General features: G+C 68.5%; 17 protein-coding genes. 6 read left to right on the top strand and 11 right to left on the bottom strand.

Going from position 1 to position 18,340, the window contains the following annotated elements; translation table 11 throughout:
* Positions 1–20: 20 nt before the first annotated feature.
* Together GFD21_RS04775 and coaD are read right to left on the bottom strand one after the other, a co-directional pair.
* Positions 21–950, bottom strand: coding sequence for an ATP synthase subunit B family protein (locus tag GFD21_RS04775; protein ID WP_225431666.1), 930 nt, complete (start codon positions 948–950; stop codon positions 21–23).
* A complete protein-coding gene (coaD, locus tag GFD21_RS04770; protein WP_163196802.1) occupies positions 947–1,471 on the bottom strand; it encodes a pantetheine-phosphate adenylyltransferase in 525 nt (174 codons plus the stop codon). Before coaD ends, GFD21_RS04775 begins: the two co-directional genes overlap by 4 nt.
* Positions 1,472–1,597: 126 nt before the next feature.
* On the opposite strand from coaD, the gene GFD21_RS04765 reads away from it, so the two are divergent.
* A complete protein-coding gene (locus GFD21_RS04765) occupies positions 1,598–1,906 on the top strand; it encodes a DUF3039 domain-containing protein (RefSeq protein WP_163196801.1) in 309 nt (102 codons plus the stop codon).
* A 104-nt stretch (positions 1,907–2,010) separates the two neighbouring features.
* Here GFD21_RS04765 and GFD21_RS04760 read toward each other — a convergent pair whose 3' ends face one another.
* Entirely contained in the window at positions 2,011–3,021 is a 1,011-nt protein-coding gene (locus GFD21_RS04760; RefSeq protein ID WP_163196800.1) for an aldo/keto reductase, read from the bottom strand.
* Between the two features lie 177 nt (positions 3,022–3,198).
* Here GFD21_RS04760 and GFD21_RS04755 point away from each other — a divergent pair, with 177 nt between their 5' ends.
* Entirely contained in the window at positions 3,199–3,666 is a 468-nt protein-coding gene (locus tag GFD21_RS04755) for a MerR family transcriptional regulator (protein WP_163196799.1), read from the top strand.
* A gap of 12 nt (positions 3,667–3,678) precedes the next feature.
* Here GFD21_RS04755 and GFD21_RS04750 read toward each other — a convergent pair whose 3' ends face one another.
* The 6 genes from GFD21_RS04750 to GFD21_RS04725 form a co-directional block, all read right to left on the bottom strand.
* Positions 3,679–4,959 (bottom strand): hypothetical protein, encoded by a 1,281-nt coding sequence (locus GFD21_RS04750; RefSeq protein ID WP_163196798.1) that lies wholly within the window; start codon positions 4,957–4,959, stop codon positions 3,679–3,681.
* A 55-nt stretch (positions 4,960–5,014) separates the two neighbouring features.
* The gene (locus tag GFD21_RS04745; protein ID WP_163196797.1) at positions 5,015–6,244 is read right to left on the bottom strand and encodes an OmpA family protein; all 1,230 of its coding nucleotides are present in this window, start codon (positions 6,242–6,244) and stop codon (positions 5,015–5,017) included.
* Between the two features lie 173 nt (positions 6,245–6,417).
* Positions 6,418–7,362 carry a hypothetical protein gene (locus tag GFD21_RS04740; protein WP_163196796.1) on the bottom strand — a complete coding sequence of 315 codons (945 nt, stop codon included), beginning with the start codon at positions 7,360–7,362 and terminating at the stop codon, positions 6,418–6,420.
* A 221-nt stretch (positions 7,363–7,583) separates the two neighbouring features.
* Positions 7,584–8,057 carry a hypothetical protein gene (locus GFD21_RS04735; protein ID WP_163196795.1) on the bottom strand — a complete coding sequence of 158 codons (474 nt, stop codon included), beginning with the start codon at positions 8,055–8,057 and terminating at the stop codon, positions 7,584–7,586.
* 163 nt (positions 8,058–8,220) lie between these two features.
* On the bottom strand, positions 8,221–9,402 hold the full coding sequence (locus tag GFD21_RS04730) for a YbjN domain-containing protein (RefSeq protein WP_163196794.1): 1,182 nt from the start codon (positions 9,400–9,402) through the stop codon (positions 8,221–8,223).
* A gap of 99 nt (positions 9,403–9,501) precedes the next feature.
* Positions 9,502–10,569 (bottom strand): caspase family protein, encoded by a 1,068-nt coding sequence (locus GFD21_RS04725; protein WP_163196793.1) that lies wholly within the window; start codon positions 10,567–10,569, stop codon positions 9,502–9,504.
* A 100-nt stretch (positions 10,570–10,669) separates the two neighbouring features.
* Here GFD21_RS04725 and GFD21_RS04720 point away from each other — a divergent pair, with 100 nt between their 5' ends.
* From GFD21_RS04720 to GFD21_RS04705, 4 genes are all read left to right on the top strand, one after another.
* Positions 10,670–13,099, top strand: a complete 2,430-nt coding sequence (locus GFD21_RS04720; RefSeq protein ID WP_163196792.1) for a hypothetical protein — start codon at positions 10,670–10,672, stop codon at positions 13,097–13,099.
* Positions 13,092–13,826, top strand: a complete 735-nt coding sequence (locus tag GFD21_RS04715; RefSeq protein ID WP_163196791.1) for a hypothetical protein — start codon at positions 13,092–13,094, stop codon at positions 13,824–13,826. The genes GFD21_RS04720 and GFD21_RS04715 overlap by 8 nt, the downstream gene beginning before the upstream one ends.
* A 100-nt stretch (positions 13,827–13,926) precedes the next feature.
* Positions 13,927–14,394, top strand: a complete 468-nt coding sequence (locus GFD21_RS04710; protein ID WP_163196790.1) for a hypothetical protein — start codon at positions 13,927–13,929, stop codon at positions 14,392–14,394.
* Between the two features lie 21 nt (positions 14,395–14,415).
* A complete protein-coding gene (locus GFD21_RS04705) occupies positions 14,416–15,189 on the top strand; it encodes a hypothetical protein (protein ID WP_163196789.1) in 774 nt (257 codons plus the stop codon).
* Positions 15,190–15,199: 10 nt separating this feature from the next.
* Here GFD21_RS04705 and GFD21_RS04700 read toward each other — a convergent pair whose 3' ends face one another.
* Positions 15,200–16,870, bottom strand: a complete 1,671-nt coding sequence (locus tag GFD21_RS04700) for a hypothetical protein (RefSeq protein WP_163196788.1) — start codon at positions 16,868–16,870, stop codon at positions 15,200–15,202.
* Entirely contained in the window at positions 16,867–18,108 is a 1,242-nt protein-coding gene (locus GFD21_RS04695; RefSeq protein ID WP_163196787.1) for a hypothetical protein, read from the bottom strand. Before GFD21_RS04695 ends, GFD21_RS04700 begins: the two co-directional genes overlap by 4 nt.
* Positions 18,109–18,340 lie beyond the last annotated feature (232 nt).

Raw genomic sequence — 18,340 nt, 5'->3', positions numbered from 1 at the left:
CGGCCCCCTCGGCTTCGCGCTCAGCGCGATTCGGGGTAGTCGCTGATGTCGAGGTGCGGCATGTCCTGCGCGGCGGCCTTGCGGCGCTCGTAGAGCACGTTGAGGCCGGCCTCGACGTCGTTGTTCATCTTGTTGAGCTGCGAGCGCAGGCTCTCCATCACCTTCGTCGAGTACTCGTCGGCGCCGCGCGTGAGCCGGTCGGCCTTCGTCTGCGCCGTGGAGAGGATCGTGCGGGCCTTCTGCCGCGCCAGTTCGGTGACGTGCTCCTGACCGGCGAGGAACTGCGCCTGCTCGTTGGCCTCCTTGATGACGTCGGCGGCGCGGGACTGCGCGGACGCGACGATGGCGTTCGCCTGCGTCTGCGCGCCCTCCAGGCGGCGTTCCGCCTCGCGCATGAGCGCCGAGGCGCGTTCGAGCTGCACGGGCAGCATCTTCTTGAGGTCGTCGAGGTCCCGGGTGAGCTCGTCGCGGTCCACCTTCACCTGCGAGGGGAAGAACAGGCTGCCCTTCGCCTCCTCGAGCGAGGCCTCCATCTTGTCGATGATGTCGTAGACGGTGGTGAACTCGTCGCGGCTCTGCTCCATGGCGTCGTCCCCGTCGCCCTCGCGCAGGTCGGGCAGCGGGAAGGGCGACTGCAGCACGCGCTTCTCGCCGTCCTCCTGTTCCGGGTCGGCGTCGGGATCCACGCCGGACGCGTCGACGGCGGGCGCCGCCACGGTGGACGGCGGCGCGACCGGCCCGGCGGCGAACGTGGGGGCCGGCGGGTCGAGCGGCGACGGGGCGGCCGCGTACGCGCCGTCGCCCGCCGCGGGAGCGGCCGCGGGCGCCTCGGCCGTCGGCGCGACCGGCTCGGCGGTCAGGTCGACGTATCCTTCCGGACGGCCGTCGCCGCGGCCTTCGGCCGGTTCGGCGGATTCGGTGGATTCGACTGCATCGGTTGCATCGGTCATGATGCGTTCCTTTCATTGCGCGCCTCGTGCGCGTCACGTTCCTTCGACAACGCCTCGGTGAGCATCGGCACCACGCAGTCGGGCACCATGCCGGTCACGTCGCCGCCGTGGCGCGCCACGTCCTTGACGATCGAACTGGAGATGTGCTCGAGCACCGGGTCGGCGGGAAGGAAGACGGTCTCCACGTCGCCGATCTTGCGGTTCACCAGCGCCATGCCGAGCTCCGCCTCGTAGTCGCCGTTCTGACGCAGGCCCTTGACGATGACGGACGCCCCCACCTCGCGGCAGTAGTCGGTGATGAGCCCGTCCGTGGAGGAGACGACGACGTTCGTGCAGCCGTCCTTGGCCAATGCGCGGCGGATCACGTCCACGCGGGTCTCGGTGGGGAACATCGGCGTCTTCGCCGCGTTCACCGCCACCACGACGTGCACTTCCTCGAAGAAGCGCGCGCTGCGCTCGATTACGTCAAGATGTCCGGCGGTCACGGGGTCATAGGAGCCGGGGCACACTGCTTTGGTCATACCCCATAGCCTACCGCGTCGCCGGGGTCCGGCGTCGTTACGCCGCCGATTGATACCGCGACGGCGGACGACACTATGATGGTGGACGGTATGGAACGAGTGATGCGACGCTTCGAGGAGGTTGCCATGATCATGAGGGAACACGGGTTTTTCGATGAGGCCGACACGTCGTCGCCGCTGTCCGATCCGGATGCGGCCACCGGCACCGCGGTGCTGGAACGCCCGGAGACCAAGGAGGAGACCAGCCGCTCCGACGACGGCGACGCGGACCGTTTCGCCCACTACGTCTCGCGCGACCGCATCGCCGAGTCGCAGATGACCGGGCGCCCGGTGGTCGCGTTGTGCGGCAAGGTGTGGGTGCCCAAGCACGATCCTTCCAAGTACCCGGTCTGCCCGGACTGCAAGCGCATCTACGACGAGATGCGCGGCTGGTGATGTGACAAGAAAAGGGAAACCCCGAGAATCAGGGACGCTGCGCAGTAGTCAGCGTCCCTGATTCTCGAGATGGGGAATATGTTCGAGAATGGGGGACGCCGGTCTCAGCGCTTGGAGATCTCGTCGATCCTGGCGAGCTCCTCGGCGCTGAATGTGGTGTTCTTCAGGGCGCCGATGTTGTCGAGGATCTGCTGCGGCTTCGAGGCGCCGGCGAGCACGGAGGTGACGACGCCGTCGTGCAGCAGCCAGGCGAGGCTCATCTCGGCGAGCGTCTGGCCGCGGGCGATGGCGATGTCGTTGAGCTCGCGGATCTGCTGGAGGCGCTCCGGGGTGAGCGCGGAGTCCTGGAGGAAGCGCGGGTCGAGCGCGATGCGGCTGTCGGCGGGCACGCCGTTGAGATAGCGGTTCGTGAGCAGGCCCTGCGCGAGCGGCGAGAAGGTGATGATGCCCTTGCCGAGGCGCTTGGCCGTGTCCTTGAGCCCGTTCTCCTCGATGGTGCGGTCGAAGATGTTGTATCGGTTCTGGTTGATGATGAACGGCACGTGCAGCTCGTCGAGGATCCTCGCCGCCTTCTCCATGGTCGGGCCGTCGTAGTTGGACAGGCCGACGTACAGCGCCTTGCCGGAGTTCACGATCCGGGCGAGCGCGCCCATCGTCTCCTCGAGCGGGGTGTCGGGGTCCGGGCGGTGGTGGTAGAAGATGTCGACGTAGTCGAGGCCGAGGCGGGTCAGGGACTGGTCCAGCGAGGCGATGAGGTACTTGCGCGAGCCGTGGTCGCCGTACGGGCCGGGCCACATGTCGTAGCCGGCCTTGGTGGAGATGACGAGTTCGTCGCGGTGGCGCCGGAAGTACCTGTCGAGCAGGATGCCGCAGTTCGATTCGGCCTTGCCGTATTCGGGGCCGTAGTTGTTGGCGAGGTCGAAGTGGGTGATGCCGTTGTCGAACGCGGTGAACACCAGGCTCTTCATATGCTCGAACGGCGTGAGGTCGCCGAAGTTGTGCCAGAAGCCGAGCGAGACCGCCGGCAGTTTGAGGCCGGAGGCCCCGCAGCGGTTGTAGGTCATCGAATCGTAGCGGTTCGCGGCGGGCGTGTACGCGGCGGCGAAATCAGGCATCGTGGATCTCCTTTGACGTGTGTCGATGGCGACGTTCCATCGGTTGTCGCCATCATCCTCTCAGTTCAAGTAAGCTTGAAGGCAAACGCCGTCGCATCGACGGCGTGTCGGAGACATCCCGGCCGGAACGGGCAAGACGGAACGAAAACGGCCGGAAACGGAAAGCGAGGCCGGACGATGGCACACGAGGCGGTCCATGGGACCGATCACGGAACGACGACGTACACGATCCGCGAGGTGGCGGCCCGGTTCCATATGCAGACCTCCACGCTGCGCTACTACGAGGACCAGGGGCTGATCACGAACGTGGGGCGCGACGCGAGCGGGCGGCGCGTCTACGAGGAATGCCACATCAACCGGCTGCGCGCGATCTGCTGCTTCAAGAACGCGGGCATGACCATCGAGGACCTGAAACGGTTCTTCACCTACGAACAGGACGAGCCGGCGCACATCGACGAGATCCTCGACCTGCTCGAATCGCGCAGGAAGACGCTCGACGAGCAGCGCCGCGCGCTCGAGGAGGCCGCGATGCACGTGCAACGCAAACTGCATTATTACGGCGACATCAAGCGCGCACTCGACGCGGGCCGGCCGCTGCCCGACTGGAAGGACTACAAGACCCGCGTCTACACCGTCGAATGCTGAAGTCGCCGACCATCATGCGGCCTTCGCCGTGGACGGAGCCGCCGCGGGCGACCTCTGCGGCAGCAGCGGCGTCCTGACCAACGCGCTCTGGGCGGGGTCGGCCAGGGACCGGGCGAGCCTGAGCCGCGCCAGGTTCTTGATGGCGTCCTCGCGCGCATGCAGGGTGACGAGCTGCAGGTCGCGCTCCCGGGTGAACCGTTCGCGCACGGCATCCAGCGATGCCATCCGGCCGACGAGTTCCTCCGTACGCGCCGTGGAGGCGGCGAGGCGCCTTCCGGCCCTCCGGGCCTTGCGCTGCACGGCGCGCACGCGGTGGTACGTGCCGGCGAAATACGCGTGGGACGTGGCGAACAGGTCGAGGCCCGCGCATGCGTACATGCACAGCATGAACAGGCCGATCGGCACGCTGGAGGCGTAGTTCGGGCGCACGCCCTCGATCTGCGCCTCGAACACCCGCAGGAAGGCCATGGACAGGCCCACCAGCCCCCAGATCGCTGCAAGGGCGATGAGCCACCACGGCGGGCGCATCCCCTCACCGGACCGACGGTGCGACGCCAGATGGCATCCGACGGCCAGGGGGATGCCTATCGCCGCCGCGGTGACGGCGACCACCAGCAGACAGGTGGACGGACTCACCCCGAATATGGTGGTGCCCGGCATGTTGAGCGCCGCCTCGAACAGGGATGCACTCATGATGGGGTCGGCCAGTTCCATGAGCATGCCGACCAGCAGGAACGCCACCGTCCTCTTCGGGAACACGCAGGGTTCGGCCGTGAAGGCCGTCGGCCGGCGCCGTTCCTCGCCGGCGGCCGTCCCGCCGGCATCGGGCTCGACGGCGGCGCCGGACGCCACAGGGGCGCTCGCAGGGGCTTCCCCGGTCTTCCCGCCCCTCTCCCCCATCCGCCACCAGCCGAGTCGCGAGCGCCAGTCGACGCCCGCGTGTGTGGCGCGCAGGCCGAGGCAGTCCTCGTAGACGGCGTCGGTCTGCCGTTCCAGGTCGGCGGCCGTGTCGGCGGCGGCGTCCGCCTCGGAGCGGGACCGCGACAGGCGGGCGGTGAGACGTTCCCCGCGCCGGTCGAGGATGCGCAGACCGTCGTGGTAGGTATGGTCGACCCGCTGGTAGACGCCCGCGGCGAGGTTCGCGACATAGCCGTCGACCAGGTCGCCGTGCGCCGAATCGAGGGCGTGGGCGTCGATCAGGCCCTGGAGCTCCTCCATGGCCTTGCGTTCGATGTCGTCGAATTCGCGGTCCGCGGCGAATTCGGGAAGTCCGATGTGCTTCACCATGTTCATGGCGGGGTTCCTTTCCATAGGTCTTTCGATATGGGCGTGCCGGCTGCGTCCGGGGTCAGCCGACCGTGCAGGAGGCGTCCGAGGCGCCGGATACGACGACGTCCACGCGGCGTTGGGCCTCGGGTCCGGCCGCCCCGTCGGATCCTTCCGTGGGCCGGTCGGCGCCGACCCCGCGCGAGGTGATGCGCGACGGGTCGATCCCGTAGCCGGTGCGCAGCACATCGGCGATCGCCGCCGCACGCGATTCGGAGATGGCCTGGTAGTCCTGCGCGTCATACGCCGGATCCGCGTACGCGTGGCCGGTGACGGTCACCGTGGCACCGGGGTTGTCGCGCAGCAGGGCCGCCGGCTCCTTGAGCAGGTCCTTCGCGGCGTCGGACGGCACGGCGCTGTCGGGGGCGAACAGCAGCGCCGACGGCAGCCGGTAGTTGACGTCCTCGGACGTGCAGGTCACCGAGGTGGACGGCAGTTCCACCGCCGTGACCTTCCTGGTCGCCCCGCTCGCGTGCTTGCCGGAAAGCGGGGTCCTGTCCACTTCGACGTCCGCGGGACCGAAGGTCTTCAGCGTGCGTGTCCAGATGTCCTCGATGAGCGAGCGGACGGCGGCCGACGGGCGTTCCTGCGCCTTGGGCGCGTCGTCGGCCAGATAGCCCAGTCCGGTGAGTCTCACCGTGATGCCGTCGAGGGAGAGGCCGGGGACGGCCCGGTGCGCCGCATCGGCGAGTTCGGAAGCCGAGTTCGCGGCGAGCGTGCGTTGCATGGCGAGCGGTCCGGCGGTGTCGAGTCCGTTCGAGTGGACGATCATCAGCGTCGGTTCGCCGTCCGCGTTGGCGTCCAGGAAGTCGGCGGCCATCGCGATCGCCTCCAGCGTGCTCTGCTCGTCGCTGGCGGCGTGCATGGCGGCCATGGCGTCGGCGAGGTCGAGCATGTTGCTGTTCGCCCGCACGGTGTTGCCGGTGGCGTTGCCCTGGCTCGGATCGAATTCGACGAGATCGGGGCGCACCGTGCGGGGCTCGCCGGCGGCGGAGATGACGGTCAGATTGCCGGTGCCGTGGGTCAGCATGACGTTCTTCACCAGCGTTTGTTCGTCCTGCGTCAGGGACGGCGCCGGGTTCGTCGCCGTGTCCGCGACCACCACGGCGACGGCGGAGTATTTCGATTCGACGGCGTCGTCCGCGCCGGAGCCGCAGCCGGCGAGGCCGGCGACCAGCGCCGCGCCGCAGAGGATCGCGAGAGGGGCCTTGGCCCTGTTCATCGTTCGCATCGGTTCGTTCCTGTCGTGCATGGGTGTTCCTTTCCTGATGTCCGGCCCCGCGTGGGTTCGTGTGGGACTCCGGCGACGGACCGTGTGCCCGTCGCCTTCGATAGCCGCAAACGGGAGGGTTTTCGGAGGGGACACGCCCGGGAATCGGCTGACTCTTCTTCTTTCCCTCGTTTGCCGCTCCGGGACGTCACGGGTCACAGGCCCGCGATGGCGGTCACCCCGCCGCGCCGCATGGCCTCCTCGCGTCGGGAACCGGCCCGATCGGCCGCATCCTCCGGCGTGGGCCCGTTCCCCGGCGTGGGCCCGTTCCCCGGCGTGGCCGTCTCCGGCGCGATCCTTTCCTCCGGCATGGATTCCCCCGGTACGGCTGCCGGGAGCTCCCCCGGCGCCACATCCGGCAACCGGGGGAACGGGGCCGGATCCTCGAATCCACGGGGGATGTCGGGAAGGACGGGGGTCTCGCCTTCGTGCAGACACGAATGCAGGGTGCGGCGCGCGAAATCCTCCATGCGGATGCGGTACTGCGCGTGCAACACCGCGGCACGGGTGACGAACGCGCCCTCGTGGAACCAGAACGTGTCCTCGAGCACGGCGTGTTCGCTTCTGATCTCGGCGAGGCGCCGTCTTGCGGCGTCCAGCGCGGTCCTGCTGTCGCGCAGGGTTTTCGCGCGTTCGCGGCCGCGCCGGCGCGCGATCGCCTCCGGCGATTCGTAGCATTCGGCCGCCGTCGACGGCCGTTCGGCGCCGGCCGTCCGCCCGGCGTCCCCGGCGGCCCTGTCGTAGGTCCGCAGCAGCTTCGGCAGCTTCTCCTGCAGGGTGCGGCACTCCTCGGCGAGTTCCAGCGCACGGCAGCGCAGCGGTTCCTGCAACGACAGGGCTTCCTGTCGTTCGATGCCCACCACCTCCAGGCATCCCTCGATGAGCACGTGCAGGTAGCCTTCGTCCGGCAGGCGATGGTCCTTGCGATAGCGTGCGATCATCGTCCTGCGGTCGAAGAGCGCGGCCAGCCAGTCGTGCGATTGCCTCGGTCTGCCTCCGGCCCTGATCACGATCGGCCGTTGCACGGCGATGATCGCCTCCGGCATGAACGCATCACGTTCGGTGAGTCTTGCGAACCGTAGCTGCCGTGTCCTTCCCATGGTGCCGCCCCTTTCAGACGTTCTTCGATGACGGCCCTTTGTGGGTCCGTCATCTCCGATAGCCCCATCCCGCGCGGGCGCCAACGGAAGAGCCGGGGGAATCGTACGCGGATACGGTCCTCCGCGTACGATTCCCCCGGCTTGACGGTCCTGGACCGGAGGAAACGTATCCCGGCATACGCCGATGCGTACGATTCCCCCGGCTTGGCGTTTTCCGGCCCCTAGTGGCGCACCCCTTCGGGCCAGATCACGACGACGGGCTTGCGCCTCGCCTTCGCGTAGGCCACGACGTCGCCGGTGCCGCCCTTGCCGGCGGCGGGCAGCCCGTCCCAGAAGGCGACCAGCAGGTCGGATTCGTCGACGACGCGCTTGCCGGCGGCGAGGAACGCGTCCTCGCCCGGCCCGGGGAAGTCGAGGGTCACGGCGGTGCGCACCTGCGTCATCAGCCTGTCGTATTCGGCGAGGCCCGCCTCGTCGAACGTGGCCTTGTACCCGCGGCAGGGGATGACCGCCACGACCTGATGCCCGGCGCGCAGCATCGCGTCCGCGAACAGCTGGTCCGCGCCCCACGCCATCGAGCTCAGGCCGACGACGTCCTCGCCGTCATAGCGGCGCAGCAGCTCGTCGAGCCCTCGCTCCACATACGCTTTCGCCTCGTCGGGGATGCGCTGATGCCCGGTCGTTCCGATCCTCATGTCTCCTCGATTCCCGGGCCTTTCCCGGCCCGCCTCATGGACGCCGCGGCCCTTCATCGTGCCAATCGTCACCATCGTATCGTCCCGGCGTTTCGGGCGCCGAACCGGGAACACGGCCGCCCGCGCGACGGCTCCGGCGATTCGTCGGCGCGCGGGCGGGCGGTCAGTAGCAGTAGCCGTTCACCCTGGCCACTTCGGGCGTTTCGACGTCGAGGTTAACGCGGGCGCGGTCGCGGGCCACGGTCTCGCGGTTCGCCTGCTCCTCGTCGCCTTCGGCCCGGTAGATGCGGGAGAGTTCCTCGTGCGCCGCGACGACCTTGTAGTCGGCGAAGGGTCGGTCCGGATGGTACTTGGCCCGGATCGCCCTGCGCTCCCCCAGGAACCCGATGAACTCGCGTTTCGCGGCGGCGTCGTCCTTGAGACGCAGCTGGGCTTCGGCGATGGAGAACCGCACATCGGCGATGTGGTATTCGGGGATCCTGCCGTCCAGATCGTGGAAGGCGCTCAGGGCGCCGCGATAGCAGGCCAGCGCATGGCGGGGGTCGTCCCGTTCCATCGCCTCGCGGCCGCACCGGTAGAGTTCGTCCGCGGAACGCAGCAGGTCGCGTTCGTCGTCGCTCATCGTCGCGCGCATGCGCTCGTAGCGGTCGAGCGGGTCGGAGCGGTCCGCCGCCGTGCGGGTGTCGCCATCGGGATCGGCGCCGCCGGCGGTGCCGTCGGCGTGATCTCCGGCGCGACCGGCGGTGCCGTCATCATCGTCGACGTCATCATCGTCGACGTCGCCGTCATCGTCGCCGAACAGGCCGATGAGGAGGCGCCTGAACCGTTCGTCGTCGAGTTCGAAATCGTCGTCGTCGAAGATGACGTCGTCCTCGTCATCGGCGTCATCGGCGTCGGCGTCGGAGCCGCCGTCGGAGACCAGCATGCGCAGGTATTCGTCCCCGTGGAAGGTCCACGCGCCATACACGAGCCCCAGCATGAACCGCAGCGTTTCGAACGAGGGGACGTCGCCGCCCTTGTACGGCGCGCCGACGCGGTAGAGCGTCTGCCCGTCGTCGGGGTCGATGTCGAACGACCCCGCGCGCATGCCGAAGTTGAAATGGTGGAGCTTCAGCGCCATCCTCCCGATGAGCTCCTTATCATCCTGCCGCGGTTCGGTCAACGGCTCCCCGATGATCGTGAGGGTGTCGTGGTCGGCGAAGATGCGCATCATGATCTGGTTCAGTCTGCTCGCGATGGTCATCGTGAACAGGAAGTGCCCGGGCCCGTCCATGATGTAGTGGTAGTCCTCGGCGTCCAGGTAGCGCCGCACCTGCTTCGCGAGCGGCGTGAGCTCGTATTCCATGGCTGTTTCCTTCCGTGACGGGGGCGGTTCCCGTGACCGCCCGTTGCCTTCCATAGGCGCATCCCGTCGCGGATCCGGAGGAAGAACCGAACAAACGCGTCAGCGCATACCCGACTGTCGTTTCATGAGGTCGAAGTAGTAGGCGCCACGCGGCGTCAGCCGGATGCTGCCGCCGTCGACGACCGCCCAGAACAGATCGGTGGGCTCCCCCTTCTCGTTCACGATGTCGATGAGGTACGCGTTGCGCCACGTCTTCATCTCGTCCATCAGCTTCTGATGGGGCGTGAAATCCTCCGGACGGTCGTCGGGGCTGCGGCTGGGCCTGCCGCCGTCCGCGGGCAGGGGTGCCTCCATCTGCGCGTACGGTTTGAACACGGATGCGGCACTGGCGAACACGGGGCGTGTCCCGTTCCCGCGCGGGTCCTTCGCCTCGACCAGCCGCGTCATCATCTCCTCGGTGATGCCGGTCCTGGTCCGTTTGAGCACGATGTCGCGGTCCAGGAACGCCTTGAGCATGGGCCGTTGCGCGCCGCGGCCGTCCGCGGCCAGGGCGGCGCTCACGTTCGAGAACAGCGACACCACCGACACGTTGCCGTACACGTCGGCGCTGGCACCGTCGAGACACATGAGCATGGCATCGGTGAACCGGCCGTGCGCCCCGCTTTCACGGGCCGCCTCGCCGTCGCGGGCCGCCGCCAGCACCGCCATGTCGCGCGGCAGGTCGACGCCGGCGAGCGCTCCGGCGTTGCAGCAGTCCAGAATGACCACCACGGAGCGGAACATGCCCTCATGATCGCGCACGTCCCGTACCAGTTCGGAGAACCGCAGGCCGGCGCGTTCCTCGTCCGCGGCGGAGGGGTCGTCCTCGTACGAGGCGAGCAGCAGGTCGCCGTCGTCGAGCCGGAACGCGTGGCCGGAATAGTACAGCAGCACGTTGTCGTGGTCGGCCGTACGGAGCATGCGTCCGACCTCGTCCCTGAACGACTTCCCGTCCACGACGTCGCCGGCGCCGTCGACGAGCACCGTGGTCTCCCAGTTCGGGTGCCCTTCGCAGTCGAAGCGCAGGGCTCCGGCCATGGCTTCGGCGTCCGCGCGGCAGCAGCGCAGGTCCTCGTGGTGCTCGTAGCGCTGGATGCCCACGTACAACGCCTGTCCCTGTTTCGTCATCGCCTCTCCCCCTCCGTAACGTGCCCGCATCCAAGCCCAGTATATAGCCGGTATATTCTGAGGATAAGGGTTCCATCCGCATAGGAGAGGGGAGCATGCCATGACGTCCGCTTCCACGTTCGAGGGCATCGCGGTCGGCGCATCGGGCGCGGAACGGCCCGCGCGCAATGTCGACGGACGGACCGCCGTGCCTGCGAAGCCGATCTACTACCGGCGTCTTCCCGAATACGCGGATCTGCCCGAAGGGGCGAAACAGCATATCGCGGACGTGTTCAACGAACTGGCCAACATCCAGAGCAGGCATGAGACCATCTTCAAGTACGCCTGCATGCTGTTGGATCAGGAGAGGCAGCCGCGTCCGGTCAAGGACCCGGGCTTCTCCATCGAAAAATATCTGCGCACCGACAAGGACAAGGACCCGGGCTTCTCCATCGAAACATATCTGCGCACCGACAAGGACAAGGATCCGGACTCGTACGGCACCGATGCCACGATCATGGGCCGGGCGAAACGCCGGCTGGCCGTGCAGGCCGGTTCGTGGGCGGTGCAATGGTGCAGGGATTTCCGGCGACGGTTCGGGGACGCCCCCGGACGGGACCGGTTCGGCAACGACCGCAACCCACGGTTCCCGTACGGCGATCCCGTCGACGATGCCTGCGGCATCGCGCGGCAATGGTACGAGGGCATCGCACGGGAGGTGGCCGAGCGTGCCGTCGACGACGACGGGTTCAGGAGACAGTCCGAGGGCATCGTCGCCGCCTTCTCCCATGAGGAGACCGCGAAGGCGGCGGCCGGTCCCAGTTATGCGGGCATACGGGGGAACCCGCTCGCCGGTTTCGGCGGGAGCGGGGAATTCGCACGGCGTGTCGACCTGGCGCGGACCCAATGGCTCGAGTTCATCTCCAGGAACTTCGACCAATCGTTCCTTCCGCGGCCATACGGCGGGAACCGGCCCGACTTCGCGGTCGCGCGCACCCCGCGCGCCGTGCCCGCGGTGCGTATCTGGATACTGGCCTGCGCCTACTACAAGGCGCTGCTGGACCACTGCTGCATCCGTCCCGTGCAACGGGAACGATCCGAGCCCTCCGCAATTCCCTCCACCCCCGCCGAGGCGTGGCTCATCGCACGACGCACCACGTTGGACATGTACCTCCGGTATGCGAAGGACGGGGCTTCCGATGCCGGGAACGCGGCGTGTTCCATCGCCTACGACGCCGCATTGGACGCCATCGTGGCGCTGGCCAACCGCCGCTCCCAGAGCAACGGCTTCGACCAGGCCACGGCCAATGTCGAGGAAGTGCTGCGATACATGACGAAGGACCGCCACGTACTGAAGAAAGCCTGTCTGAAGTATCTCGGATCGCAGTCGGGCGATCCGGGGCTCGTCTCCATCGAAAGCGAGCGGGAAAACAACGGGGAGGCCACGAGCCTCAACCGTCAGACGGCGCTTGACGCGGAGCACGACGGGCGTAAACGGCGGCGCCGTGAATCCCAGAAGGACACGCTCAAGGCGTTCTTCGGCTGGCTGGACCGGGAGGCCGCCGAGGACCACGGGCACTGTGCGCCGTTCAGGGTCAGGGAGGGATGGTGCCGGGCACTGCGTGAGATCGAGGCGTCCACACGGGAGGATTCCACGGATTCCACGGAACCGGGCGACGGGTCCCGAGACGTCACCGACCGAGACCGCACCCAAGGCAAGGCGTCCACACGGGAGGATTCCACGGATTCCACGGATTCCACGGATTCCACGGAACCGGGCGACGGGTCCCGAGACGTCACCGACCGGGACCGCACCCAAGGCAAGGCGTCCACACGGGAGGATTCCACGGATTCCACGGATTCCACGGATTCCGCGGAACCGGGCGACGGGTCCCGAGACGTCACCGACCGGGACCGCACCCAAGGCAAGGACATGCTCAAGCGTCTCATGTACATGATCGGCGCCCTGGGCAGGCACGAGCTCGCCGACAGGGACGACGTCGAAAAGGCCGTCCTCCTATTGGACGCCGCCTTCGACAGGGACCGGTCCGCCGGCGACGCCATGAAGCTGACGCGCGATTCCATCGCCGTCGCAGGCGTCCTCGACACCGATTTGCGCACCGACGCCCCGATCTGCCGTGTCGACACGGCGCGCTGGGGATGTCTCGCCGCGGGAGCCTCCGCACCGGAGGGAGCGCGGGAGAACCGGGAGAAGATCGACTCCCTGCACAAGACGCTGGCCAAGGCGAAGGCCGATATCGGGCGGCGGCGGAACAACGACGGCCTCGACCGCGCGCACGAGGGAATCCTCGACGCCCGCAGGTGCGCACGGGACCGGATGCACGTCGACAGGACCGGCACGCCGCATCCGGATTCCGGAACGATCACCGATGCGGACGTGCTGCACGCCGCGGAGCATCTCGTCGCCCTCCTCCAGAAGGCGCCCCTGCCCCCGGTCTGCATCGAATCCCCCTGCGGCATCGCCCTGAAGCCCGACGGGCATGGGCGCGGCCACAGCCGGACACACGAGAAAGGCGACGGCCATGAGTGACGATCGGACGTTCGACGACCTGCTGCACGGCCCGGCCGCGCGTCTGGCCGCACGGGAGGTGTGGCACGACCGTGTGGGCCCCGAGATCTCGGCGTGGACCATCGCCCAGGGCGCGACCGGAGGGTTCGGCGAGGAGCTGGCCCACGCGGTATTGGCGGATCCCGAACTGATCAGCCGGGTGAACGGCATCTGGGAGGAGTACCAGGACGCCATCGGCGCCGCGGACGAGACCGGATTGGAGGCGCTGCCCGAAGGCTTCCGGCGTTCCATCCGCCGGGAGGAGCTCGACGGCGGTCCGCACCCCAATCTGGACATCGCGCACGCCGCCGGCCGCGGCTGGACGGACGTCGACTGGGACATGGATCTGTTCAGCCTGGAGTTGGAGGCCTGCCGGTTCGACGAGACGATGCTCGCCACCGTCGGCACGCGCGGGGACGCCTCGCCCGACGGGGATGCCGAGCCGCCGGAGGCGTGGGAGGTCCGGTTCCACGCCGACCGGCTGACGGTGCTCGCGCGCCGCCATGACACGAAGCCCGGCATGGTCGTCGTGCTGCTGGAATCACAGACGCAACCACGCACCTACCGGGTGACGCTGCACTGGCCGGACGGCACGTCCACCACGCTGGATCCCGTCACCACGGGCGTCGCCATGCGCCCGGCGCGTTTCGGCATGGTCGCCTCCCCCGGCGGGGCGTTGCCGGAACGCGTCAGCATCACGCCCGCGTGACGCGACACGCCCGGAAGGAAATCCGGCGGGCCGCCGACGGAATGCGTCTATGGACGGTACGGGGACGCCAAGGTCCCCGCATCATCCATAGGAGGTTCCCATGTCCGACCGTCACATCGATCACATCGACCACATCGATCACACCGACGACACCGCCCGTAGGACCGCGCAGGCGGTCGGGGCCTTCGCCGACATGCTCGCCGACTGCCAGCCCCCGGAGCGAAACATCTTCGGCGAGGCCGAGTCCCTGCTGAAAGTCGCGCGCGACAGCGACCGCATCTGGTGCGGCACGGCCACGGCGGCGGCCGACGACCAGCCGGCCATCGACACTCTGGGCGAGCGCGCGCTGGCGGATGCGGTGGCCGGCGAACTGCCGCCCACCGCGTTCCAGGCGTCGTTCCATGTCCTCATGCCCAGCTCCATGGGCTTCAGGCAGGTCGGCATGCTGCCGATGGGCCCCGAACTGCCGTCCGACAACACCATGACGATCATCTGGTCCATGGCCACCCGCGACGACATCGACCATGTCCGCGTGAGCGTGCTGCTGTTCAGCCGCGACGACCGCTGACCTGAACGGAAAGGACCCATCATGACCACCGACGCCATGACGCCCGCCGCATCGCCTCTCGCGCCGCCGCCCGCGCCCACGCCGGCGCTATTGTGCCGCACGGCGCTGCGGTCGGCGTTCCTCGTCGTCGCGATGATGGTGAACCTGACGCTGCTGCTTGACGACATCCGCATCTTCGCGGACCTGCCCGGCGCAGACGTCGGCACGATGATGCGCATGCTGTGCTACGACCTTTCCGACTCGTTCGCCGATTCCGATTGGGAGCTGCCGGCGGTCGCCCTCATCGTCGCCGAATGCACCGGCATGCGCCGCGGGTTCACGCGCGGATCGTGCCCGCACGGCCCGGCGCGGCGTCTGTTCGCGCGCATCGTGACGTGCCTGGCGACCATGGCGGCCGTCATGATGACGTCGGTGACGGTGGGGACCCTGGCCGTGGTGGCCGACGCGTCGTTCGCGCCGCCGGCCGCCGTCACGGCCCGGATCTGCCTGGCGCTGATCGGCCTGTACTTCGCCGTGCAGGTGCCGTGCCGCGTCTCATGCGCGTTGGCCGCGCGGGACCTGTCCTGGCCCGCGCACCTGTGCGCGTGCGGCGCCGTCGTCCTCGCGCTCTCCCGCGGCTTCGGATGGATGCTGCCGCTGTATGCGGGCACTGCGGGCACCGTCGCCGGAACATTGCCCGTCCTGATCGTGATGACGGCGTTCACCTACCTGCTGCTGTACGTCGATTCCCGTCTCGACCACAGGCCGGAGGAACCGTCCCCGTTGGCGCAGTGGCTGGGGTGGGGCCTCGGGTGACGGCTCCTCCTCAATCCGCCTCCACCTTGCACGTGCCGCCATGCACGAGTTTCGCCGCGTCGTCCGTGGCGGCGGTCATCGTGTACCGTTCCGCATACGACACGTGCTGCATGGAGGAGGCGAGGGATCGCCTGTTCGCGTCGAGATACCTCACGGCGTAGCTCGCCGCGATACCCTCCCCGGCGACGCCCATCGGCGGGTTCTCCGCGCCGCACCGCGCGTAGACGAAGTACTTCGCGATGTCGTATTTGATCCGGTCCGTGTAGGACGCCTCCTTGAGGGCGGAGCGGTATGAATGGGCGTCGATGGTGATCACCGTGGCGTCCATCGGGCAGAAGGCGCTGGGGTTCGCGTACGTTCCGGAGCAATGGGCGGCGAGCCGGTCCGTGTCGTTGCTGACGGTAAGCCCGGCGGCCTTGACCAGCGCCTCGCCGGCCGCCCCGTAGGCGCCGTCCGCGTCGGCGCCCGTGTCCACGCCGCGGACCGCCTTCTCCAGCCTCGTCACCTGCGCCGCCCCCGGCAGCCGGGGTTCCTCGATCAGTGAGTACGAGGTCTTTCCTTCCTTGGCGGCGATGGTGACGCCGAGGTCCTCATGGGCTTCGAACCGGTCCACCAGGTCGCGCACCGCGTCGAGCCTGACCCTGTAGTAGTCGTTCAGCTCGTCTTCGGATGTGGTGGCCGGGCAACGGTCGATCCCGTCCACGGCCTCGTCGAGCGTCGCGAGGAGGATGCGCACGTACTCCCGGCCGGAGTCGTCCTGCGTCAGCCCGTCGTAGATCGACCCGTCCGCGGCCTTGGTCCGGTACCGGTCTCGCGTCGTCGTGACGAGATCACGGTAGACACCGTAATAGCTGGCGCTCGAATCGCACGAGAGCGTGCGGAGGTACTTCGTCTCGTCGCCCTGATTGGCGGTGGCGTCGTACGGCGTGCTGTTCGCCAGCACGTCACGGGTTCGCACGATCTGGTCGGCCGCCGGCTTGACGAATCGCAGGTACATCGTCGTCGTCGCCACGACCACCACCGCGAGCAGCGCGGCGCAGATCATGATCAGGCGCCGCCCGCCGAGGGCGCGTGTCCGGCGGCGGCGCATGCCGTCCGCGCCGCGCCCGCCGAACAGGCCCGTGCCGGGCCGTGCCGCGCGACCGCCGGCCGCGACCAGTCCATGCGCCACGAGATACCGGTCGATGACGTCGGAGACGGCGACGAACCAGCCCTCGACCGTGTTGTCCGGCCATACGCCGGTCAGTCCCGTGTTGCGTTGCAGCTGCGCCTGATACGCCTTCAGCCGGCGGTATTCCCCGTCGTCCGCGTCCGCATCGGGCCCGCCATCGCGGAAGTACACGTGGCATGCCTTGTCCAACCTGCGGAACGCGTAGTCGATCTCCTCGGCCGTGCCGCTGAACCCGTTGCGCGGCGTGGGCGTGCCCAGGCGGGAGGCGAACACCGCGATCACGATGTCGGCATTGTCGATGATTTGCTCGTTCGTGACCTCCTGACCGTCGCTGCCGTCGCGCAGCACGGGGGTCGTGTCGCGAGGCCAGCGTTGCGTCTCGAAACGGATGTCGAGGCGCCGGTTCACGCGCGTCCACATGCTCACCGCCCGTTCGATGAGGCGTTTCGCGTCCTCCGTGTCCGAAGGCCCGACGATCGCCACCGTGATGACCCGCACACCCTGTTTCATGACACCTCCCGCGACAGCCATACGCGCCGGTGCGCCACCGCCGCGGCCAGCGCGCACGCCAGCAGCGCCGCCCACGCGGCCAGCATGACGCCCGTGAACGACATGCGGACGGTACGGTACCATGCCGCGGCCGTGCCGTAGGCGGCGTCCATGGCGTCCGTCCACATGGCGGTGTTCGAGTTCCCGTTCAGGGAGTGGATGTCCGTCACCTCAAGGTACGGATACTGCACCCGTATCGCGAACAGCGCGGCATACAGCCCCTGGCATACGGCGGCCACGGCGCATCCCGCCGTCACCACGGCGCACAGGCGGGCGAGGCGGCGCCACCGCCGTCCGAGCCGACCGCCCACCGCGAGCGCCGTCATGGCCAGCGGGCCTCCGGCGCATACCAGCAGGAACGCCACCGGCCGCAGGCTCCCGTCGACGAACTGCCCGTATACGGCGATCCGCTGCAGCGGATCGGTCGTGGAGGTCACCAGCCGGTAGCCGTATACGCCATGCCCGCTGAGGCTGTCGACGACCGAACCGTTGCGCGCGATCTCCCGGATCTCCAGCAGCAGCATCGACAGGCCGTGCGCGCCTTTCGCCGCCGCGGCGACGCAGGTCATGGCGAACGACGCGTTCGCGACCGCGCCCACGGCGCCACCGGTGGTCATGCCGCCGTCATGTGCGGCCAACGAGCGTGACCGCAACGCCGCGACGGCCAGCAGCAGCGCGCACGTCACCGTCACCGCCGCTCCCATGATCTCGACGCAGCTCATCAGCATGTGGTACGCGTCCGCCGCGCGCGAGGACGGTTCCGTGCCGACGAACGGCTTCGACTGCGACGCGGTATACGTCCGCCGCGCGATGATCACGAACAATGCGCGGATCACGCCGCTCGCCGCGCACAGCACGGCGCCGACCGCCAACGGCGCCACAATGCCACGACGCCAACGCGCGTACGCGTCGCCGTCCCCGGCGCATGCGGGCAGCGACGACGCCGCGGCCAGAACCGGCGCCGCGATGAGGAACCAATCGTTGAACCACGGGTAGACGGGCTTGACGACGTCCGTCATCAATGCCGCGGGAACCAGATCGAACATGTTCGCGCACACCGCGTACGCGGCCATCGGCACGGACAGCACGGCCACGACCGTCAGCAGGACGACGCGCACGCGCCGGCCGCCGTCACCGGGCGCGACGGCCCTGCGTGCGCCCGTACGGGCAGCCCCGACGACGGGCGACGACGTTTCCATGCGACCTCCTCACCGAAGTTCGTCCGACCGGCCTCCCGACTCCTACCGTCATCCTACCGTGCGGCCGCATCCATAGTTCGCGCCCGATCCGCAACCGACTCGCAACCGACTCAAACGGATTCCGGTTTTCCGTCCGATTCGCCTCCGGATGCGTCTATGCACGGCATCACCCAAATTCAACCGATCGATATTCAGGCATATACCGCCGCCCGGCGTATATGCGGCAAAGGAG

This window comes from Bifidobacterium platyrrhinorum, assembly GCF_010667645.1.
GTDB classification, from domain to species: Bacteria; Actinomycetota; Actinomycetes; order Actinomycetales; family Bifidobacteriaceae; genus Bifidobacterium; species Bifidobacterium platyrrhinorum.
The sequence above is the reverse complement of the archived record's forward strand: the minus strand, read 5'-3'. Positions and strand labels throughout refer to the sequence as shown.

Bases quoted from the DNA above. Each gene is read 5' to 3' on its own strand.
- GFD21_RS04775 (WP_225431666.1), bottom strand. From the start codon at position 950: ATGACCGATGCAACCGATGCAGTCGAATCCACCGAATCCGCCGAACCG.
- coaD (WP_163196802.1), bottom strand. From the start codon at position 1,471: ATGACCAAAGCAGTGTGCCCCGGCTCCTATGACCCCGTGACCGCCGGA.
- GFD21_RS04765 (WP_163196801.1), top strand. From the start codon at position 1,598: ATGATCATGAGGGAACACGGGTTTTTCGATGAGGCCGACACGTCGTCG.
- GFD21_RS04760 (WP_163196800.1), bottom strand. From the start codon at position 3,021: ATGCCTGATTTCGCCGCCGCGTACACGCCCGCCGCGAACCGCTACGAT.
- GFD21_RS04755 (WP_163196799.1), top strand. From the start codon at position 3,199: ATGGCACACGAGGCGGTCCATGGGACCGATCACGGAACGACGACGTAC.
- GFD21_RS04750 (WP_163196798.1), bottom strand. From the start codon at position 4,959: ATGAACATGGTGAAGCACATCGGACTTCCCGAATTCGCCGCGGACCGC.
- GFD21_RS04745 (WP_163196797.1), bottom strand. From the start codon at position 6,244: ATGCACGACAGGAACGAACCGATGCGAACGATGAACAGGGCCAAGGCC.
- GFD21_RS04740 (WP_163196796.1), bottom strand. From the start codon at position 7,362: ATGGGAAGGACACGGCAGCTACGGTTCGCAAGACTCACCGAACGTGAT.
- GFD21_RS04735 (WP_163196795.1), bottom strand. From the start codon at position 8,057: ATGAGGATCGGAACGACCGGGCATCAGCGCATCCCCGACGAGGCGAAA.
- GFD21_RS04730 (WP_163196794.1), bottom strand. From the start codon at position 9,402: ATGGAATACGAGCTCACGCCGCTCGCGAAGCAGGTGCGGCGCTACCTG.
- GFD21_RS04725 (WP_163196793.1), bottom strand. From the start codon at position 10,569: ATGACGAAACAGGGACAGGCGTTGTACGTGGGCATCCAGCGCTACGAG.
- GFD21_RS04720 (WP_163196792.1), top strand. From the start codon at position 10,670: ATGACGTCCGCTTCCACGTTCGAGGGCATCGCGGTCGGCGCATCGGGC.
- GFD21_RS04715 (WP_163196791.1), top strand. From the start codon at position 13,092: ATGAGTGACGATCGGACGTTCGACGACCTGCTGCACGGCCCGGCCGCG.
- GFD21_RS04710 (WP_163196790.1), top strand. From the start codon at position 13,927: ATGTCCGACCGTCACATCGATCACATCGACCACATCGATCACACCGAC.
- GFD21_RS04705 (WP_163196789.1), top strand. From the start codon at position 14,416: ATGACCACCGACGCCATGACGCCCGCCGCATCGCCTCTCGCGCCGCCG.
- GFD21_RS04700 (WP_163196788.1), bottom strand. From the start codon at position 16,870: ATGAAACAGGGTGTGCGGGTCATCACGGTGGCGATCGTCGGGCCTTCG.
- GFD21_RS04695 (WP_163196787.1), bottom strand. From the start codon at position 18,108: ATGGAAACGTCGTCGCCCGTCGTCGGGGCTGCCCGTACGGGCGCACGC.